Below are 14,551 nucleotides of genomic sequence, written 5' to 3' on the forward strand. Positions count from 1 at the left end.
CACACTCGCGCCGGCAAGTCGGGCAATTGCCCGGAAGACAGTCCCGCAACTCAACGGCCTGTACATCACGCAACCATGCCGGGCGCGCATTGTACCGTGCTCAATCGGTCGAATCCCGAAAACGCTCACCTTTATGCTGAGCGTTCGTCCGGTGGAGGATCCGCGAACGCCCCAACGCATGCGGGATCCGCTGCTACAGTCTCCCGAAAAACCTCACCTATTGAAAAAGCCACGTTGCAGCAGACACGCCGCCCGCTCCCGAAAAGTCTCACCGGCAATCCGCCGCGACAGAGAAAACGCCAATGGCTTCCGATACTTACGCATCCCGGTCCGATCGCCGTCACTCACGACCCATTCCCGGAAACTCTCACCTTTCCGTGGCGGTTCGTGCTGAAACCTGGGTCTCACGGCTCCCGAAAACGCTCACCTGTGCGCAAAAGGTGAACAGCAACAAAGGAATTTCGCCCCACGCCAACGGGCTTTTCAGCGATACCAGCGACGGCGAGCTCCCGAAAAGTCTCACCTGTGAGTCATTTCGGTGCAAAACGGTCTCCCGAAAACGTTCACCTATACCGCGTGGTCCCGTGAACGACATGTTTCCCGAAAAACCTCACCTCAACGGCTACTCGAAGGACCACTTCCCGTTTTTACTCCCGAAAAACCTCACCTTACATAGCTCCGGGAGCGTTCCTACAAGTTCGAATCGGGCAAAACCGACGTTGTGTCCCGAAAATCCTCACGCCAAATCGCCGTGGAGTCCCGAGAAACCTCACCTTTCCAGAAAAACGCCTAAAAAATGGGCAAAATCGGGGCGGGAAGAGGCTCCCGTAAGTTCTCACCGTTCTCTGCACAGGCAGAAAACTGTGCAGGCAGACATGACGCGGCCTCGGGAACCGTGGTCTCCCGAAACCGCTCACCTTTGAGAATCCCGTGTTTTCGCTGTGCTCCTGAATCCGCTCACGACCTATCCCGGAGCGGCTCACGATGCTCCCCGAACCCCATCACGTCGGCTCCTGTAGAACTTCACCTTGCATCCCGTAAAACTTCACCTTATCGGCCGGAAAACCGTGCTGGATAAGGCTGTGCGGTGGCGTTAACGTTTTTAACTAAGGGTTCAAGGGTGTTTACTTCTAATACTCTCAAGACATTCGCCACCGAGTTTTCCACAGAAAGCCTTGCCCAGCACACCGATCCCGCCGCGACGTTCGCGATGTGAAACAAGTGCGATTTCTGACCGCGTGTGTAGAAATGCTTAGATAACAATGACTTACCGCACCTTCTTCGTTTTGTTTCACGGAATCTGAAGCGCGCCTTTCCTCGGACGGGCCACAGAACCGGTCGCCACGCAGCGGTGACGCAAATTTGCCACGCGTTGCATAAAAAAGTAGCGAGGATTACGTATTTCGTTATGATTGCAACGTTTCTATGTCAGAGAGCCGTGTCATGACCCTGGACGAGATGCGCCAAGTCATTCGGGACGAACTGGAAGCGCTGCGTGCAAGCGGCGCCCGCCGCCAGGAGTTGTCGTTGCATGCATGCAAGCGCTTGTTCTTCGACCTCGGCATTCGCCCGTCCGCCGCCAACGTTCGCGACTTGACGCAAACCGGCAGTGCCAGCGACATCCCGAAGGACATCGATCACTTCTGGGAGCGCATTCGTTCCGCGTCGAAGATCAGGCTCGACGGCGCTGCTATCCCGAAGGCGGTGGAAGAAAAGGCGGCTGCGCTATTGGGTTCGCTATATGAAGAAGCGTTGAAAGCGGCTCGTGACAGTCTCGACGTCGACCGCGAACAGGTTCGCGCCGATGTCGCTGCTGCAGAGCAGCGGTTACGCGAGGCGATCGTCCGTCAGGAAACGCTCGAAGCTGCGCTCACGCGCAGCGAAGCGCGAAACGAGCAATTGCAGGCGCGTGTGACCGAACTCGAAGTTCAATTGGCATCGCAGACGATGCACGGTTCGGCAAACGAAGCGACTCTTGCCGCTACGGTCGCGCGACAGGAAAAGGACTTGGCCGCTGCGGCGAGCCGCCTCGACGCCGAGCAGGCACAGAACGCAGCGCTGCGCGACCGCATCGACGCACTGCAGGCGGAACTGCAGCAGCGCACCGAGCATTATGCGCAGCAGATCAAGGACGCGGTGGCCGAAGCCGAGCGTCGAGTGAAACCGATGCTGGTCGAACTCGACTCGTTGCGCAGCATGGCATCGACTTATCAGAACGGCTTGCGGGACGTACAGCGCAAGGAATTCGATTTCCTCCAGCAGCTGAGCTCCGCGAAGACACGCGCCGACCGGCTCGAGGAGCAACTTCGCAGCCAGAGCGACGAACTCGAGCGAGCGACGCGCGACCTTAACGCGCTACGTGCCAGCCGCGGCGTCAGTCCTGAAATTGCTGCGCTGATTCGGCGCCTGGCGGCTGCTGGCCAGCTGGACGCCGACGCGTTTGCCACCATCGGCACTGCGCTGGATGCCGACACACCGATACCCAACCAGTGCCCGCACTGCGACGGCGAACCGGAGCTGTCACGCGGCGACGACGGTTTCGAAGTGTCGTGTCCGGAATGCGAACATGCGTCCGGACCGTGGCCGTCCCGATTCGAAGCGATCACCCGGTTTGCCCGCGCGTGAGCGATGGCTCGATGCCTCATCTTCACTGGTGAGGCAATTCGGGAACCGACAGGTGAGGTTTTTCAGGAGCCGTTAAACGGTGAGGCTTTACCGCACAAGGCGGCTCACGGCTCCGTCGGCGTGAGCGCCAAGGCGGAATCAGTGAGTTTCGACGTCGTCCGGTGCGTCACCGTTAGCGAGTCCCTCTCGCCAGTTTTTCCACGCACGATGCAGCCGGCTCGCCGAGATTGGCCGCATGAAGCCGAGCCATTTGCCGACCCGCTCCGGCGGCACGTCATGTTCGAACAATTCGGCTGCGTACGTATTGCGCAGCGTTTGCGGACTCGCTCGCGCGGTGCGAGACGAAGTGAGCCCTGCCGATTCGACGATGGCGTCGATTGCACGCAGCATCGTCGCTTTGTGCATCGGCCGCCCCGCATGCGACGCGGGAAATACCAAGTCACCGGCAATTTCCTGGCGCTTGCGTTCCACGAGCCACGCTTCGAGCAGCGCGATCGCGAACGACGCGAGGTGAGCTTCGCGCGCGAAATCCGGATGCGTCGACGGAATCAGCAGTGACGTTCCGCTCGTATTGATGCAACTAATCGTGAGTACGCGCGCTTCGCCGGTTTTCACGCCGGCGCCGAGAAACGCGGCGACGAGTGCGCGGTCGCGCCGCTCTTTCCAGTACGCGGAACCGGACACGCCGATCGGAGAAAACAGATAGGCGAGCAGCTTCGCGCGCTCGGCGGGCGTCAGAAAGCTGGTCGGTTCGTTGTCGCGTGCGTTGCGCCAGTCCGCTTCGCCATCCTGAGCGATGAAGCGCGCAGGATTCATCGATGCAAGTTCAGTCCGGCGAATATGATCGAGCACGCGTTCGATCAGCCTCAGATAGCGCATCCGCTGCGTCTTGCGGATCGGCAGTTCGCCGACGAAGTTGGCGATCGACGCGGTGTCGACCGTCGCCAGATTCTTTCCGTGCGTGCGCAGCCACGCGAGAAAGGCGCCCCACTGAGCGCGATAGACATCGGCCGACGAACGGCGATAGTCCTGCATTGCCAGCCACGCATCGAACGCGGTTTCGGGCGACAACAGCCAGTCTGCAGCGCCGCGGTCGAATAGATCCTTTTCTTCCGGGCGAACTGGCGTATCGGGGGGTAAAGGAAGGGACATTTTATTTGTTCCGTTAGTTGCGTGAATGGTAGCCCTTTCCGCAACATGGCGGTCAACGGGATGACGGAGCAACGCGCCGCACGCGGTGTTCCGTTCGACGCATCAATCGCCCCACGCATGGGATACGCGTCGGACGCGCTTGCGCGGCGCCGATTCGTCCGCCTTCGCTGCCGCTTCGTAAGCGAGCACGGCAAACGAAAAGACGGCGGGCAATGCGTTCGAGCGGCCGAAGTCGATCGGATCGTCGGTCTCAGGAAACGTCATGTCGGACGGTCGCTCGAACAATTGACGCATGCCGGCCTCGTGTCGGCTCGCGAAGCCGAGATCGGCAAGCGCCTCGGCTTCGATTGCGTGCAGCAGGCGCCATGTCAGCGGCACACGCTGACGAATGTAGCGCTCGGCAATATGGCGAACGATCAGTTCGAGGTCGTGCGCTGCAGCCTTGAAGCTGAGCGCGGCCAAATCTTGTTCTTCTGTCATCGCAGGCTCCTGTCGGCCGGGGCGGGCTTCGGTACGGCGCCCAGCCCGTGCATGGCGGAATGTCCGTATACTGTACAAACATACAGTACTCCGCGCAACTGGCCATTCGGCCGACTATGCACGCCTTCAGCGATGGATCACGATCAACAGTGCACGCGCTTCGGCCTTGCCTGGATTGCGGATGGCGTGCGGCGCGTCGGCCGGATAGCGCGCGGTGTCGCCCGCTTTCAGGCGCCGGCTCGCCGCGGCGGCCTCGATTTCCATCGCGCCCTGCAAGACGGTGAGGTGCTCGCGCGTGCCGGGTTCGTGTGCGTTCGATACGAGTGCGCCGCCAGCCGGCAGCGTGAGTTCGTACCACTCGAATTTGCCGGCGAGATCGATCGGCCCCCACACGCGCAGCTGATAACGGCCGTCATGTCCGGCGAGCGTCGGAATGTCGTGCGGGCCGTCGACGCGGATCGTCTCCGGCGTCTTCGGCTGCGAGAACAGCTCGTCGAGCGTGATGCCGAGCGCGTTCGTCAGCCGCCACGCGACCGCGATCGTCGGGTTGGCCTTGTCGCGCTCGATTTCGGAGAGCATCGACTTCGATACGCCGGCCGCTCGCGACAGGTCGTCGAGCGTCAGCCGGCGTTCGTTGCGCAGGCGCTGGATTTGCTCGCCGACGCGCGGCGGCGTGGTGGCCGGCGGCTGCGGCACGGCGCTCGCCGGCGTGCGCCGCGATCCGGAGGAACTTGCCATTTGAATTCCGTTCGCTTAGAGTTGTTCGGTATTTCGAATTCAGGTTCGGAATATCGGATAAATGCGGTCAATCGAACGACCGACTATAACAGTAGCAGCCCGTCGCGCAGCCGCCACGAGCGGTGTCGACGGATTGCGAATTCCTGTCAGGAGCTTTGCGATGCGTGATGCCTTTCTCGCCCACGTGCGCGGGACGCTCGACCAGATCCGCGCGGACGGTTTTTACAAGACCGAGCGCGAGATCGCGAGTCCCCAGGCGGCGGCCGTGCAGCTCGCCGGCGGTGCCGGCGTGCTGAATTTCTGCGCGAACAACTATCTCGGGCTCGCGAACGACCCGCGCCTGATCGCTGCAGCGAAGGCCGGTCTCGATCAGGACGGCTTCGGCATGGCATCGGTGCGCTTCATCTGCGGCACGCAATCCGTTCACAAGCAGCTGGAGAGCGCGCTCGCCGCGTTTCTCGGTACCGACGACACGATCCTCTATTCGAGCTGCTTCGATGCGAATGGCGGATTGTTCGAGACGCTGCTCGACGAGAACGATGCGGTGATCAGCGACGAACTGAACCACGCGAGCATCATCGACGGCATCCGCCTGTGCAAGGCCAAGCGCTATCGCTACCGGAACAACGATCTGTCCGATCTCGAGGCGAAGCTGAAGGAAGCCGACGCCGCCGGCGCGCGCCACAAGCTGATCGCGACCGACGGCGTGTTCTCGATGGACGGCATCATTGCCGACCTGAAGGGCATCTGCGATCTGGCCGATCGCTACGGCGCGCTCGTGATGGTCGACGATTCGCACGCGGTCGGCTTCATCGGCACGCATGGTCGCGGCACGCCCGAGCACTGCGGCGTCGAAGGCCGTGTCGACATCATCACGGGCACGCTCGGCAAGGCGCTCGGCGGCGCGTCGGGCGGCTACGTCGCCGCGCGTCGCGAGATCGTCGAGCTGTTGCGTCAGCGCTCGCGCCCCTATCTGTTTTCGAACACGCTGACGCCGAGCATTGCCGCGGCGTCGCTGAAGGTGCTGGAACTGCTCGGCAGCGACGAAGGCGCGAAGCTGCGCGCGCGCGTGCGCGAGAACGGCGTACGGTTCCGCGAGCAAATGACCGAAGCGGGCTTCACGCTCGTGCCCGGCGCGCACCCGATCATCCCGGTGATGCTCGGCGATGCGCAGCTCGCGACGGACATGGCCGACCGGCTGCTCGGCGAAGGCGTGTACGTGATCGGCTTCTCGTTCCCGGTCGTACCGCGCGGTCGCGCGCGCATCCGCACGCAGATGAGCGCCGCGCATACGCCGGAACAGATCGATCGGGCGGTCGCCGCGTTCGTGCGCGTCGGCCAGTCGCTCGGCATCGTCTGACGGAGGCGCGACCATGAAAGCACTGGCAAAGCTCGAACGCGCACCCGGCCTCACGCTCACGCGCGTGAAGCGGCCCGAAGTCGGCCACAACGACGTGCTGATCAAGATCCGTCGCACCGCGATCTGCGGTACCGACATCCATATCTGGAAGTGGGACGACTGGGCGCAGAAGACGATTCCCGTGCCGATGCACGTCGGCCACGAGTATGTCGGCGAGATCGTCGAGATGGGTCAGGAGGTGCGCGGCTTCGCGATCGGCGATCGCGTGTCCGGCGAAGGCCACATCACGTGCGGTTTCTGCCGGAACTGCCGTGCGGGGCGCCGGCATCTGTGCCGCAACACGATCGGCGTCGGCGTGAACCGCGAAGGCGCGTTTGCCGAGTATCTGGCGATTCCCGCGTTCAACGCATTCAAGATTCCGCCGGAGATTTCCGACGATCTCGCATCGATCTTCGATCCGTTCGGCAACGCGACGCATACGGCACTGTCGTTCAATCTCGTCGGCGAAGACGTGCTGATCACCGGCGCCGGTCCGATCGGCATCATGGCCGTCGCGATCGCCAAGCACGTCGGTGCGAGAAATGTCGTCATCACCGATATCAACGATTACCGGCTCGAACTCGCGCGCAAGATGGGCGCGACGCGAGCGGTCAACGTTTCGCGCGAATCGCTGCGCGACGTGATGGCCGACCTGCACATGACCGAAGGTTTCGACGTCGGGCTGGAAATGTCCGGCGTGCCGAGCGCGTTCACGAACATGCTCGAGGCGATGAATCACGGCGGCAAGGTCGCGCTGCTCGGCATTCCGCCTGCGCAGACGGCGATCGACTGGAACCAGGTGATCTTCAAGGGGCTCGAGATCAAAGGCATCTACGGTCGCGAAATGTTCGAAACCTGGTACAAGATGGTCGCGATGCTGCAAAGCGGTCTCGACCTGTCGCCGATCATCACGCATCGATTCGCGGCCGACGATTACGAGAAGGGCTTCGCCGCGATGCTGTCCGGTGAAAGCGGCAAGGTGATTCTCGACTGGACGGTCTGAGTGCCGGCGGGGCGCGCGGACGGTTCGCCGCGCGCTCCGGCTTTACCGGAGTACGGATTCAAAAGCTCGGCGGGGGCTCGATTCCCGACGTAAGGTGAGATTATTCGGGAGTCGCTTCCATCGATAGAGCGGCCGCCCCGATCGTACTTCCGCGCGACCGGCCGGGCACGCCAACGAAACGTCGAAGCGCACGTTGCTCGGTGACCGAGGTGCCGCAGGGCGTAGCGCTTAGCGTTGTGTCGATAGGCATCCGTTCGCGGCACGTCGATGCGTCGTCCGTTGGGGCGGCTGACACGATTCGATTCGTCCAACTGCATCGGTGAAATGCGTTCGCGCATTCGCGTCACTCACCTGTGCCGGTCACACGCCTTCCTCTTTTTCACTCCCCACTCTTCATGCGTTGCGCACCGCACCGCTCCGTTCCGCACAACCGCACTTTCCCGTCACCCAGCTCGCTTGCCCTGCTTCGTCTTTTTGCCGGCAACGACCCAAACGCGACGAAGCGTCCCCCGAACGCGCGGCGCCGACGCCGACCGCGATTTCAAAAAAGCCGTTGACGGCGGAGAACGATCGTTCTACCTTATCGCGCATGAACACACGTGACCATTCCGGCGAACCGAACGCACGCGACCGGCTGCTCGATGCGGCTGAAGCGCTGATCTATTCCGGCGGCATCCATGCGACAGGCGTCGATGCGATCGTGAAGCGGTCCGGTGCCGCGCGAAAAAGCTTTTATGCGCACTTCGAGTCGAAAGAGGCGCTCGTCGTCGCTGCGCTCGAACGTCGCGACGAGCGCTGGATGCGCTGGTTCGTCGACACGACGCTTGCATGCGGCAAGTCGCCGCGTGCGCAGTTGCTCGCGATGTTCGACACGCTGCGCGACTGGTTCGCTCAACCCGACTTTCACGGCTGCGCATTCCTGAACACGTCCGGCGAGATTGCCGATGCCGACGATCCGGTGCGCGTGATCGCGCGTGTGCACAAGGAGCGCTTGCTGGCGTTCGTGCGCGAGCGGCTCGATGCGTATGCGAACGAAGCGGGAATCGATCGCCGCGGGCTCGCCCGTCTCGCGCGTCAATGGCTGGTGCTGATCGACGGTGCAATCGGCGTCGCGCTGGTCAGCGGCGATGCACATGCCGCGCGCGATGCACGCGCTGCGGCCGAACTGCTGCTCGACGCCGCATCGCGGTCGTCGAAGTAGCGAATCCGAACCGGCTGTGAAGGTCCGCAGCCAGAACCCTGAACAGGAGCATCCGATGTCCGCTTCCCCCGAAGTCCGCCCGCCCGTTCCGCCGTTTTCGCTCGAGACGGCGCGTCAGAAGGTCCGTGCCGCCGAGGACGCGTGGAATACGCGTGACCCGCAACGCGTGTCGCTCGCCTATACGCCCGACAGCCGATGGCGCAATCGTGCGGAGTTCGTGACCGGCCGCGACGAAATCGTCGGCCTGCTGCAGCGGAAATGGACGCGCGAACTCGATTACCGGTTGATCAAGGAATTGTGGGCGTTCGGCGGCAATCGCATCGCGGTGCGGTTTGCATACGAATGGCACGACGACGCGGGCAACTGGTTCCGCTCGTACGGCAACGAGAACTGGGAGTTCGACGAAAACGGGCTGATGGCGCGCCGTCACGCGAGCATCAACGATCTGCCGATTCGCGACGCGGACCGTCTGTTCCACTGGCCGCTCGGACGTCGTCCGGACGATCATCCGGGGTTGTCCGATCTCGGGCTTTGATGCAAGTCGACGATGCGAACGGTGCGCGCTCGACCCAGCGCTGAGCGCACCGTTCGGTTCCAAGGTGAGGAAATACGGGAGCCGGCACCCTAAGGTGAGGTTTTCCGGGAGAAGGGCGATGCCGGGTCGTGCTGTATCGATGCACGCACCGATCCGGCATTCGATTCGTAACGGCGTGCGCGCATCGATGCGCACGCGGCGAACACGACAAGCGCGACGCTCGATGCGCATGCACGCAAATGGCGTCCGGCGAATTGAGCACGACACACGCGAGCGCATCGATGTAGAGCTATTCGATGCACGGTTCGAAACACCCGCATCGCTCGCGCATCGGTGCAAGCAATCATGGCGCGCAACTCACCCACTCATGCAGCTACGTGGTCGCGTTCACGCGTACGCTCGATGCGGCCGCGTCGCGCATCTCAGCCATCTCACCGTAGCCGAAGTTCCCCGTCATCCGAGCTGAAACGTGACGGGTGCGCAACCGCCGATCACGACGCTCACCGTCAAGCATGACGGCTCGGATCCGCATGCAGCCATGTCGGACAAAGCGCGCTCCAACCCGTACGCATCGCGCACCGACGGCAATCTGCGCTCAGCCTGCGATCCGCGCCGCGATCGCTGCGCCGATTTCCCGCGTGCCCGCGTTGCCGCCGAGATCGCGCGTGCGCGGCCCGGTGCGCAGCACGTCCTCGATCGCGGCGACGATCGCGTCGTGCGCTTCGCGTTCGCGTCCCGCGCCGTTGCCGAGGAAGTCGAGCATCATCGCCGCCGACCAGATCATCGCGATCGGGTTCGCGATGGCCTGGCCGGCGATGTCCGGTGCGGAGCCGTGCACCGGCTCGAACAGCGACGGGAACGTGCGATCGGGGTTCAGGTTCGCCGATGGCGCGATGCCGATCGTGCCCGTACACGCGGGTCCGAGGTCGGACAGGATGTCGCCGAACAGATTCGACGCGACGACGACGTCGAAGCGATCGGGCTGCAGCACGAAACGCGCGCACAGGATGTCGATGTGCTGCTTGTCCCAGGCGATGTCCGGATAGCGTTGCGCGATTTCCGCCGCACGTGCATCCCACCACGGCATGCTGATCGCGATGCCGTTGCTCTTCGTCGCGACGGTCACGCGCTTGTCGCGGCGCTGCGCGAGTTCGAACGCGAACTTCAGCACGCGCTCCGTGCCGTGACGCGTGAAGATCGACTGCTGGACGACGACTTCGCGCTCGGTGCCTTCGAACATCGTGCCGCCGACCGACGAATACTCGCCCTCGGTGTTCTCGCGAACGATCATGAAGTCGATGTCGCCGGCGCGGCGGCCGGCGAGCGGCGACGGCACGCCGTCGAACAGGCGTGCGGGCCGCAGGTTGATGTACTGGTCGAACTCGCGCCGGAACTTCAGCAGCGAACCCCACAGCGAAATGTGATCGGGCACCGTCGCGGGCCAGCCCACCGCGCCGAACAGGATCGCGTCCATGCCGGACAACTGCGCCTTCCAGTCGTCCGGCATCATCTGGCCGTGTTGCGCGTAGTAGTCGCAGCTCGCCCAATCGATGTGACGGAAGTCGAAGCGAATGCCGAAGCGTGCGGTGACGGCTTCGAGCGCGCGCAGGCCTTCCGGCATCACTTCGCGGCCGATGCCGTCGCCGGGGATGACGGCAATCTTGTAAATCGTGTCGCTCATGCAACTCTCCTTCGCTGATCGGGTCGCTGCCGCGGGTGGGCAGCGGAACACGACGCCATTCTATTTGTTTCCATTCGGATTAAAATCGGCCTGGACGTCAATCGACTTTCCACGAATCGTGAATAAATCACCGAACCTCGACGACCTGCGCGTGTTCAGCGTGGTCGTCCGCCTCGCGAGCTTCAGCGCGGCCGCCGAGCAGCTCGGCGTGTCGCCGGCGTACGTCAGCAAGCGGATCGCGTTGCTCGAAGCGCAGCTCGGCACGCGGCTGCTGCACCGGTCGACGCGTCGCGTGACGGTCACCGAAGCCGGCGAGCGCGTGTACGCGCGCGCCGAAAAAATCCTCGACGACGTCGATCATCTCGTCGAAGACGTGTCGACCACGCGTTCGGTGCCGCGCGGCACGCTGCGCATTTCGAGCAGTTTCGGCTTCGGCCGGCATGTCGTCGCGCCCGCATTGCTCGATTTCACCGCGCGCTATCCGCAACTGAACGTGCGGCTCGATCTGTTCGACCGGCTCGTCGATGTGGCAGGCGAAGGCTACGACCTCGACGTGCGGATCGGCGACGAGGTCGCCGATCATCTGATCGCGCGCCGCCTCGCCGCGAATTACCGCGTGCTGTGCGCGTCGCCGGACTACCTTGCGCGACGCGGCACGCCACGTTCGCTCGCGGATCTCGCGTCGCACGACTGTCTGGCGATCAAGGAGCGCGACCATCCGTTCGGCGTATGGCGGCTGAACGTGCGCGGCGAGACGGCGACGGTGAAAGTCGGCGGCGCGCTGTCGACGAATCATGGCGAAGTCGCGGTGCAATGGGCGCTCGCCGGGCGCGGGATCGTGTTGCGCTCGATCTGGGAGGCCGGGCCGCTGATCGAGCGGCGCGCATTGTGTCGCGTGCTGCCGGACGCGATTCAGCCGGCGAACATCTGGGCCGTGTATCCGGAGCGCGTCGCGGCATCCGCGAAAGTGCGCGTGTGCGTCGATTTTCTGGCGGACGCGTTCAAGGAACTGAATGCGTCCGCAGGCGACGATACGGCGCGATCGTAGAAAGGTGAGCGTTTACGGGAGCAGTGACCACGGGTGACGAGCGGCTCGCAAAACGGTGAAACGTGAGCCGCATCTGCGCGACGTCATTCACCATTCGCCATTCACCGTCGAACTACGCGACCGCGCGATCGACGCGCGCCGACATCACAGCCGATTGTCTTTCGCGAGCATCAGTACGCGTGCCCAGCGCTGCGCATCGCGCTTGTCGGTCATCGGCAACTTCCATTCGCCGCGCGCGGCGTCGCGTACGCGCACGACGAGATGCCAGCGGCCGCCGATCGGCACGGCTTCGCAGCCGTCGAGCTGCGACAGCGTATAGCGGCCGTCCGCGCCGTCATGCGACAGCCACAGCAAGCCTTTGGTGGCGGATACGCGCAACTCGCCCCACGCGCGCTGCACGACGTGCGTCCAGCCTGCGTCGCGCGTGTTCGGTGCGATGTCGCGGCGACGCTTGATCCACCGGGCGACGAGCGCGACCAGCAGCGCGGCGGCCAGCACGGCGGCCGCGATCGCAATCGGCCGGCCGAACTGCGCGGCGATCGCGTGAAACAGATGAACCGCGCCCCAGCCGACGGCGATGAGCGCGAACAGTGCAACGAAAATCGGCATGTCGATTCGGGATGAAGCACGGCTCGGCACACGCAGCGCGGGCCGAGCCGTCGTACACGGCGTTACCGGCGGCGGTGAATGTCGTGCGTCACGAAGCCCGCGTCGTTGGTCGGCAGTGCGAGGCCGTCCTTGACCGCGAGCGTCTTGCGGATGTCGTCGAGGCCGGCGGACCAATGGTCGCGCATCGTCGACAGACCGAATTGATAGTCCTTGTAGTGATGCTCGTACGCCTTCTGCTGATAGATCAGATGCTGGATGTTGTACTTCTTCCCGCTCGACATCGCTTCGGCCTCGATGCACCACGGGTCGGTCTTGCGTTGCGCTTCCGGCACCTGCTCGAGCACGTGGCGCAGCACGTTCCGATAGCGCTGCTCGCGCTGCAGCGTGTCGGTGACGAAGCGCGTGCGGCTCGAATACTGCACGTCCTTCGTGCGTTCGGCGACGTCGGCCATCGTGCGCGGCAGCGGTCCGCGCGCGCTCCACAGGTCGACCTGGAACGCGAGCGTATCGCGACGCGGCCGTGCGCGCAGCACTTCCATCAGCGGCGTGTTCGACACGACGCCGCCGTCCCAGTAATACTCGCCGTCGATCTCGACCGGCGGGAACGCGGGCGGCAGCGCGCCGGACGCCATGAAATGCTCGGGCAGCAGACGGATGCGCGAATTGTCGAAGTACACGAAGTTGCCGGTGCCGACGTTCACCGCGCCGACCGACACGCGCGTCTCGCCCGAGTTGATCCGGTCGAAGTCGCACAGCTTCAGCAGCGTCGTGCGCAGCGCCGACGTGTCGTACCAGCTGATCTTCTGCGGATGGTCGGACACGCCCGGCAGCGGCGGCGGAAAGCGCGGCACGAAGAAGCCCTGCTGGCCCTGCATCATCGCGCTCGCCGCCTGCGATGCGGTGAAGAACGTGCGCACCTGATCGACGCTGTTGAACAGCGCGGACTCGAACACGGCAGGCATCGCCGGAAAGAATGCCGGCTGACAGATCGTTTCCCAGAACTCGCGCAGCCGCTCGACGCGATGCTCGGGCGCATTGCCGGCGATCAGCGCGGTGTTGAGCGCGCCGATCGAGATGCCTGCGATCCAGTCGAGCGGAATGCCCGCCTCGTGCAGCCCTTCGAACACGCCGGCCTGATACGCGCCGAGCGCGCCGCCGCCCTGCAGCACGAGCGCGATCGTTTCGTACGGCAGCGCGCGGGCGGCGGCCGGCGCGCCGGCTTCGTGCTGCAGGTCCGCCGCGTCGACGGCCTGTTTTTCGGTGCGGGCGTGCGGCTTCATTGCATGAACCAGCCGTGGCTGACGACGAACGATTGACCGGTGAGCGCCGCGCTCGGGAACGCCGACAGGAACAGCACCGTCTGCGCGACGTCCTGCACCGTCGTGAACACGCCGTCCACCGTATTGCCGAGCATCACCTTCTTCACCACTTCGTCTTCGCTGATCCCCAGCTCCTTCGCCTGCTCCGGAATCTGCTTGTCGACCAGCGGCGTGCGCACGAAGCCCGGACACACGACGTGCGATCGCACGTTGTGCTTCGCACCCTCTTTCGCGAGCACGCGCGCCAGACCGAGCAGCCCGTGCTTGGCCGTCACGTACGCGGACTTCAGCGGCGACGCCTCGTGCGAATGCACCGAACCCATGTAGATCACGACGCCGCCGCGATCGTCCTTGTACATGTGCTTGAGCGCGGCCTTGGTCGTCAGGAACGCGCCGTCGACGTGAATCGCCTGCATCTTCTTCCAGTCGGCGAACGAGTAGTTCTCGATCGGGTTGACGATCTGGATGCCCGCGTTCGACACGAGGATGTCGACCGAGCCGAACGTCGCGGCGACCTTGTCGATCCCGCTGTTCACCGCTTCCTCGCTGGTCACGTCCATCGCGACGCCGATCGCCTTGCCGCCCACGGCGTTGATTTCGGCGGCGACTGCGTTCGCGCCGTCCTGGTTCAGATCGGCGATCGCCACCGCCGCGCCCGCCTTCGCGAGCTCCAGCGCGATTTCCTTGCCGATGCCGCTCGCGGCGCCCGTGACGACGGCGGTCTTGCCATTCAGGTTGCTCATTTCGGATTCCCGTGGTGA

General features: G+C 63.9%; 13 protein-coding genes. 6 read left to right on the top strand and 7 right to left on the bottom strand.

Going from position 1 to position 14,551, the window contains the following annotated elements:
• Positions 1–1,443: 1,443 nt before the first annotated feature.
• On the top strand, positions 1,444–2,625 hold the full coding sequence (locus BUB20358_RS00475) for a DNA-binding protein (protein ID WP_035974830.1): 1,182 nt from the start codon (positions 1,444–1,446) through the stop codon (positions 2,623–2,625).
• Positions 2,626–2,763: 138 nt separating this feature from the next.
• On the opposite strand, the gene BUB20358_RS00480 is transcribed toward BUB20358_RS00475, so the two are convergent.
• The 3 genes from BUB20358_RS00480 to BUB20358_RS00490 all read right to left on the bottom strand — a co-directional run bounded on the left by BUB20358_RS00480 (position 2,764) and on the right by BUB20358_RS00490 (position 4,995).
• Entirely contained in the window at positions 2,764–3,777 is a 1,014-nt protein-coding gene (locus BUB20358_RS00480) for a tyrosine-type recombinase/integrase (protein WP_006766725.1), read from the bottom strand.
• Positions 3,778–3,879: 102 nt separating this feature from the next.
• The gene (locus BUB20358_RS00485; RefSeq protein ID WP_035974832.1) at positions 3,880–4,257 is read right to left on the bottom strand and encodes a DUF2471 family protein; all 378 of its coding nucleotides are present in this window, start codon (positions 4,255–4,257) and stop codon (positions 3,880–3,882) included.
• Positions 4,258–4,383: 126 nt separating this feature from the next.
• Positions 4,384–4,995: a helix-turn-helix domain-containing protein gene (locus BUB20358_RS00490; protein ID WP_006766727.1), complete on the bottom strand. Its 612-nt coding sequence runs from the start codon at positions 4,993–4,995 to the stop codon at positions 4,384–4,386.
• Between the two features lie 160 nt (positions 4,996–5,155).
• Here BUB20358_RS00490 and BUB20358_RS00495 point away from each other — a divergent pair, with 160 nt between their 5' ends.
• From BUB20358_RS00495 to BUB20358_RS00510, 4 genes are all read left to right on the top strand, one after another.
• On the top strand, positions 5,156–6,355 hold the full coding sequence (locus BUB20358_RS00495) for a glycine C-acetyltransferase (RefSeq protein WP_035974834.1): 1,200 nt from the start codon (positions 5,156–5,158) through the stop codon (positions 6,353–6,355).
• A gap of 13 nt (positions 6,356–6,368) precedes the next feature.
• On the top strand, positions 6,369–7,397 hold the full coding sequence (gene tdh, locus BUB20358_RS00500) for an L-threonine 3-dehydrogenase (protein ID WP_006766729.1): 1,029 nt from the start codon (positions 6,369–6,371) through the stop codon (positions 7,395–7,397).
• A gap of 589 nt (positions 7,398–7,986) precedes the next feature.
• The gene (locus tag BUB20358_RS00505; RefSeq protein WP_006766730.1) at positions 7,987–8,598 is read left to right on the top strand and encodes a TetR/AcrR family transcriptional regulator; all 612 of its coding nucleotides are present in this window, start codon (positions 7,987–7,989) and stop codon (positions 8,596–8,598) included.
• 55 nt (positions 8,599–8,653) lie between these two features.
• Positions 8,654–9,133: a nuclear transport factor 2 family protein gene (locus tag BUB20358_RS00510; RefSeq protein WP_035975404.1), complete on the top strand. Its 480-nt coding sequence runs from the start codon at positions 8,654–8,656 to the stop codon at positions 9,131–9,133.
• Positions 9,134–9,728: 595 nt separating this feature from the next.
• On the opposite strand, the gene BUB20358_RS00515 is transcribed toward BUB20358_RS00510, so the two are convergent.
• Positions 9,729–10,814 (bottom strand): tartrate dehydrogenase, encoded by a 1,086-nt coding sequence (locus BUB20358_RS00515; RefSeq protein ID WP_035974841.1) that lies wholly within the window; start codon positions 10,812–10,814, stop codon positions 9,729–9,731.
• 118 nt (positions 10,815–10,932) lie between these two features.
• On the opposite strand from BUB20358_RS00515, the gene BUB20358_RS00520 reads away from it, so the two are divergent.
• A complete protein-coding gene (locus BUB20358_RS00520) occupies positions 10,933–11,862 on the top strand; it encodes a LysR substrate-binding domain-containing protein (RefSeq protein ID WP_035974843.1) in 930 nt (309 codons plus the stop codon).
• A gap of 144 nt (positions 11,863–12,006) precedes the next feature.
• Here the strand turns inward: BUB20358_RS00520 and BUB20358_RS00525 are convergent, their stop codons facing one another.
• From BUB20358_RS00525 to BUB20358_RS00535, 3 genes are all read right to left on the bottom strand, one after another.
• Entirely contained in the window at positions 12,007–12,471 is a 465-nt protein-coding gene (locus BUB20358_RS00525; protein ID WP_035974846.1) for a hypothetical protein, read from the bottom strand.
• 62 nt (positions 12,472–12,533) lie between these two features.
• The gene (locus BUB20358_RS00530) at positions 12,534–13,751 is read right to left on the bottom strand and encodes a DUF3734 domain-containing protein (RefSeq protein WP_035974849.1); all 1,218 of its coding nucleotides are present in this window, start codon (positions 13,749–13,751) and stop codon (positions 12,534–12,536) included.
• The gene (locus BUB20358_RS00535; RefSeq protein WP_006766735.1) at positions 13,748–14,533 is read right to left on the bottom strand and encodes a 3-hydroxybutyrate dehydrogenase; all 786 of its coding nucleotides are present in this window, start codon (positions 14,531–14,533) and stop codon (positions 13,748–13,750) included. Before BUB20358_RS00535 ends, BUB20358_RS00530 begins: the two co-directional genes overlap by 4 nt.
• Positions 14,534–14,551: the final 18 nt, after the last annotated feature.

The organism is Burkholderia dolosa (genome assembly GCF_902499135.1).
GTDB classification, from domain to species: Bacteria; Pseudomonadota; Gammaproteobacteria; order Burkholderiales; family Burkholderiaceae; genus Burkholderia; species Burkholderia dolosa.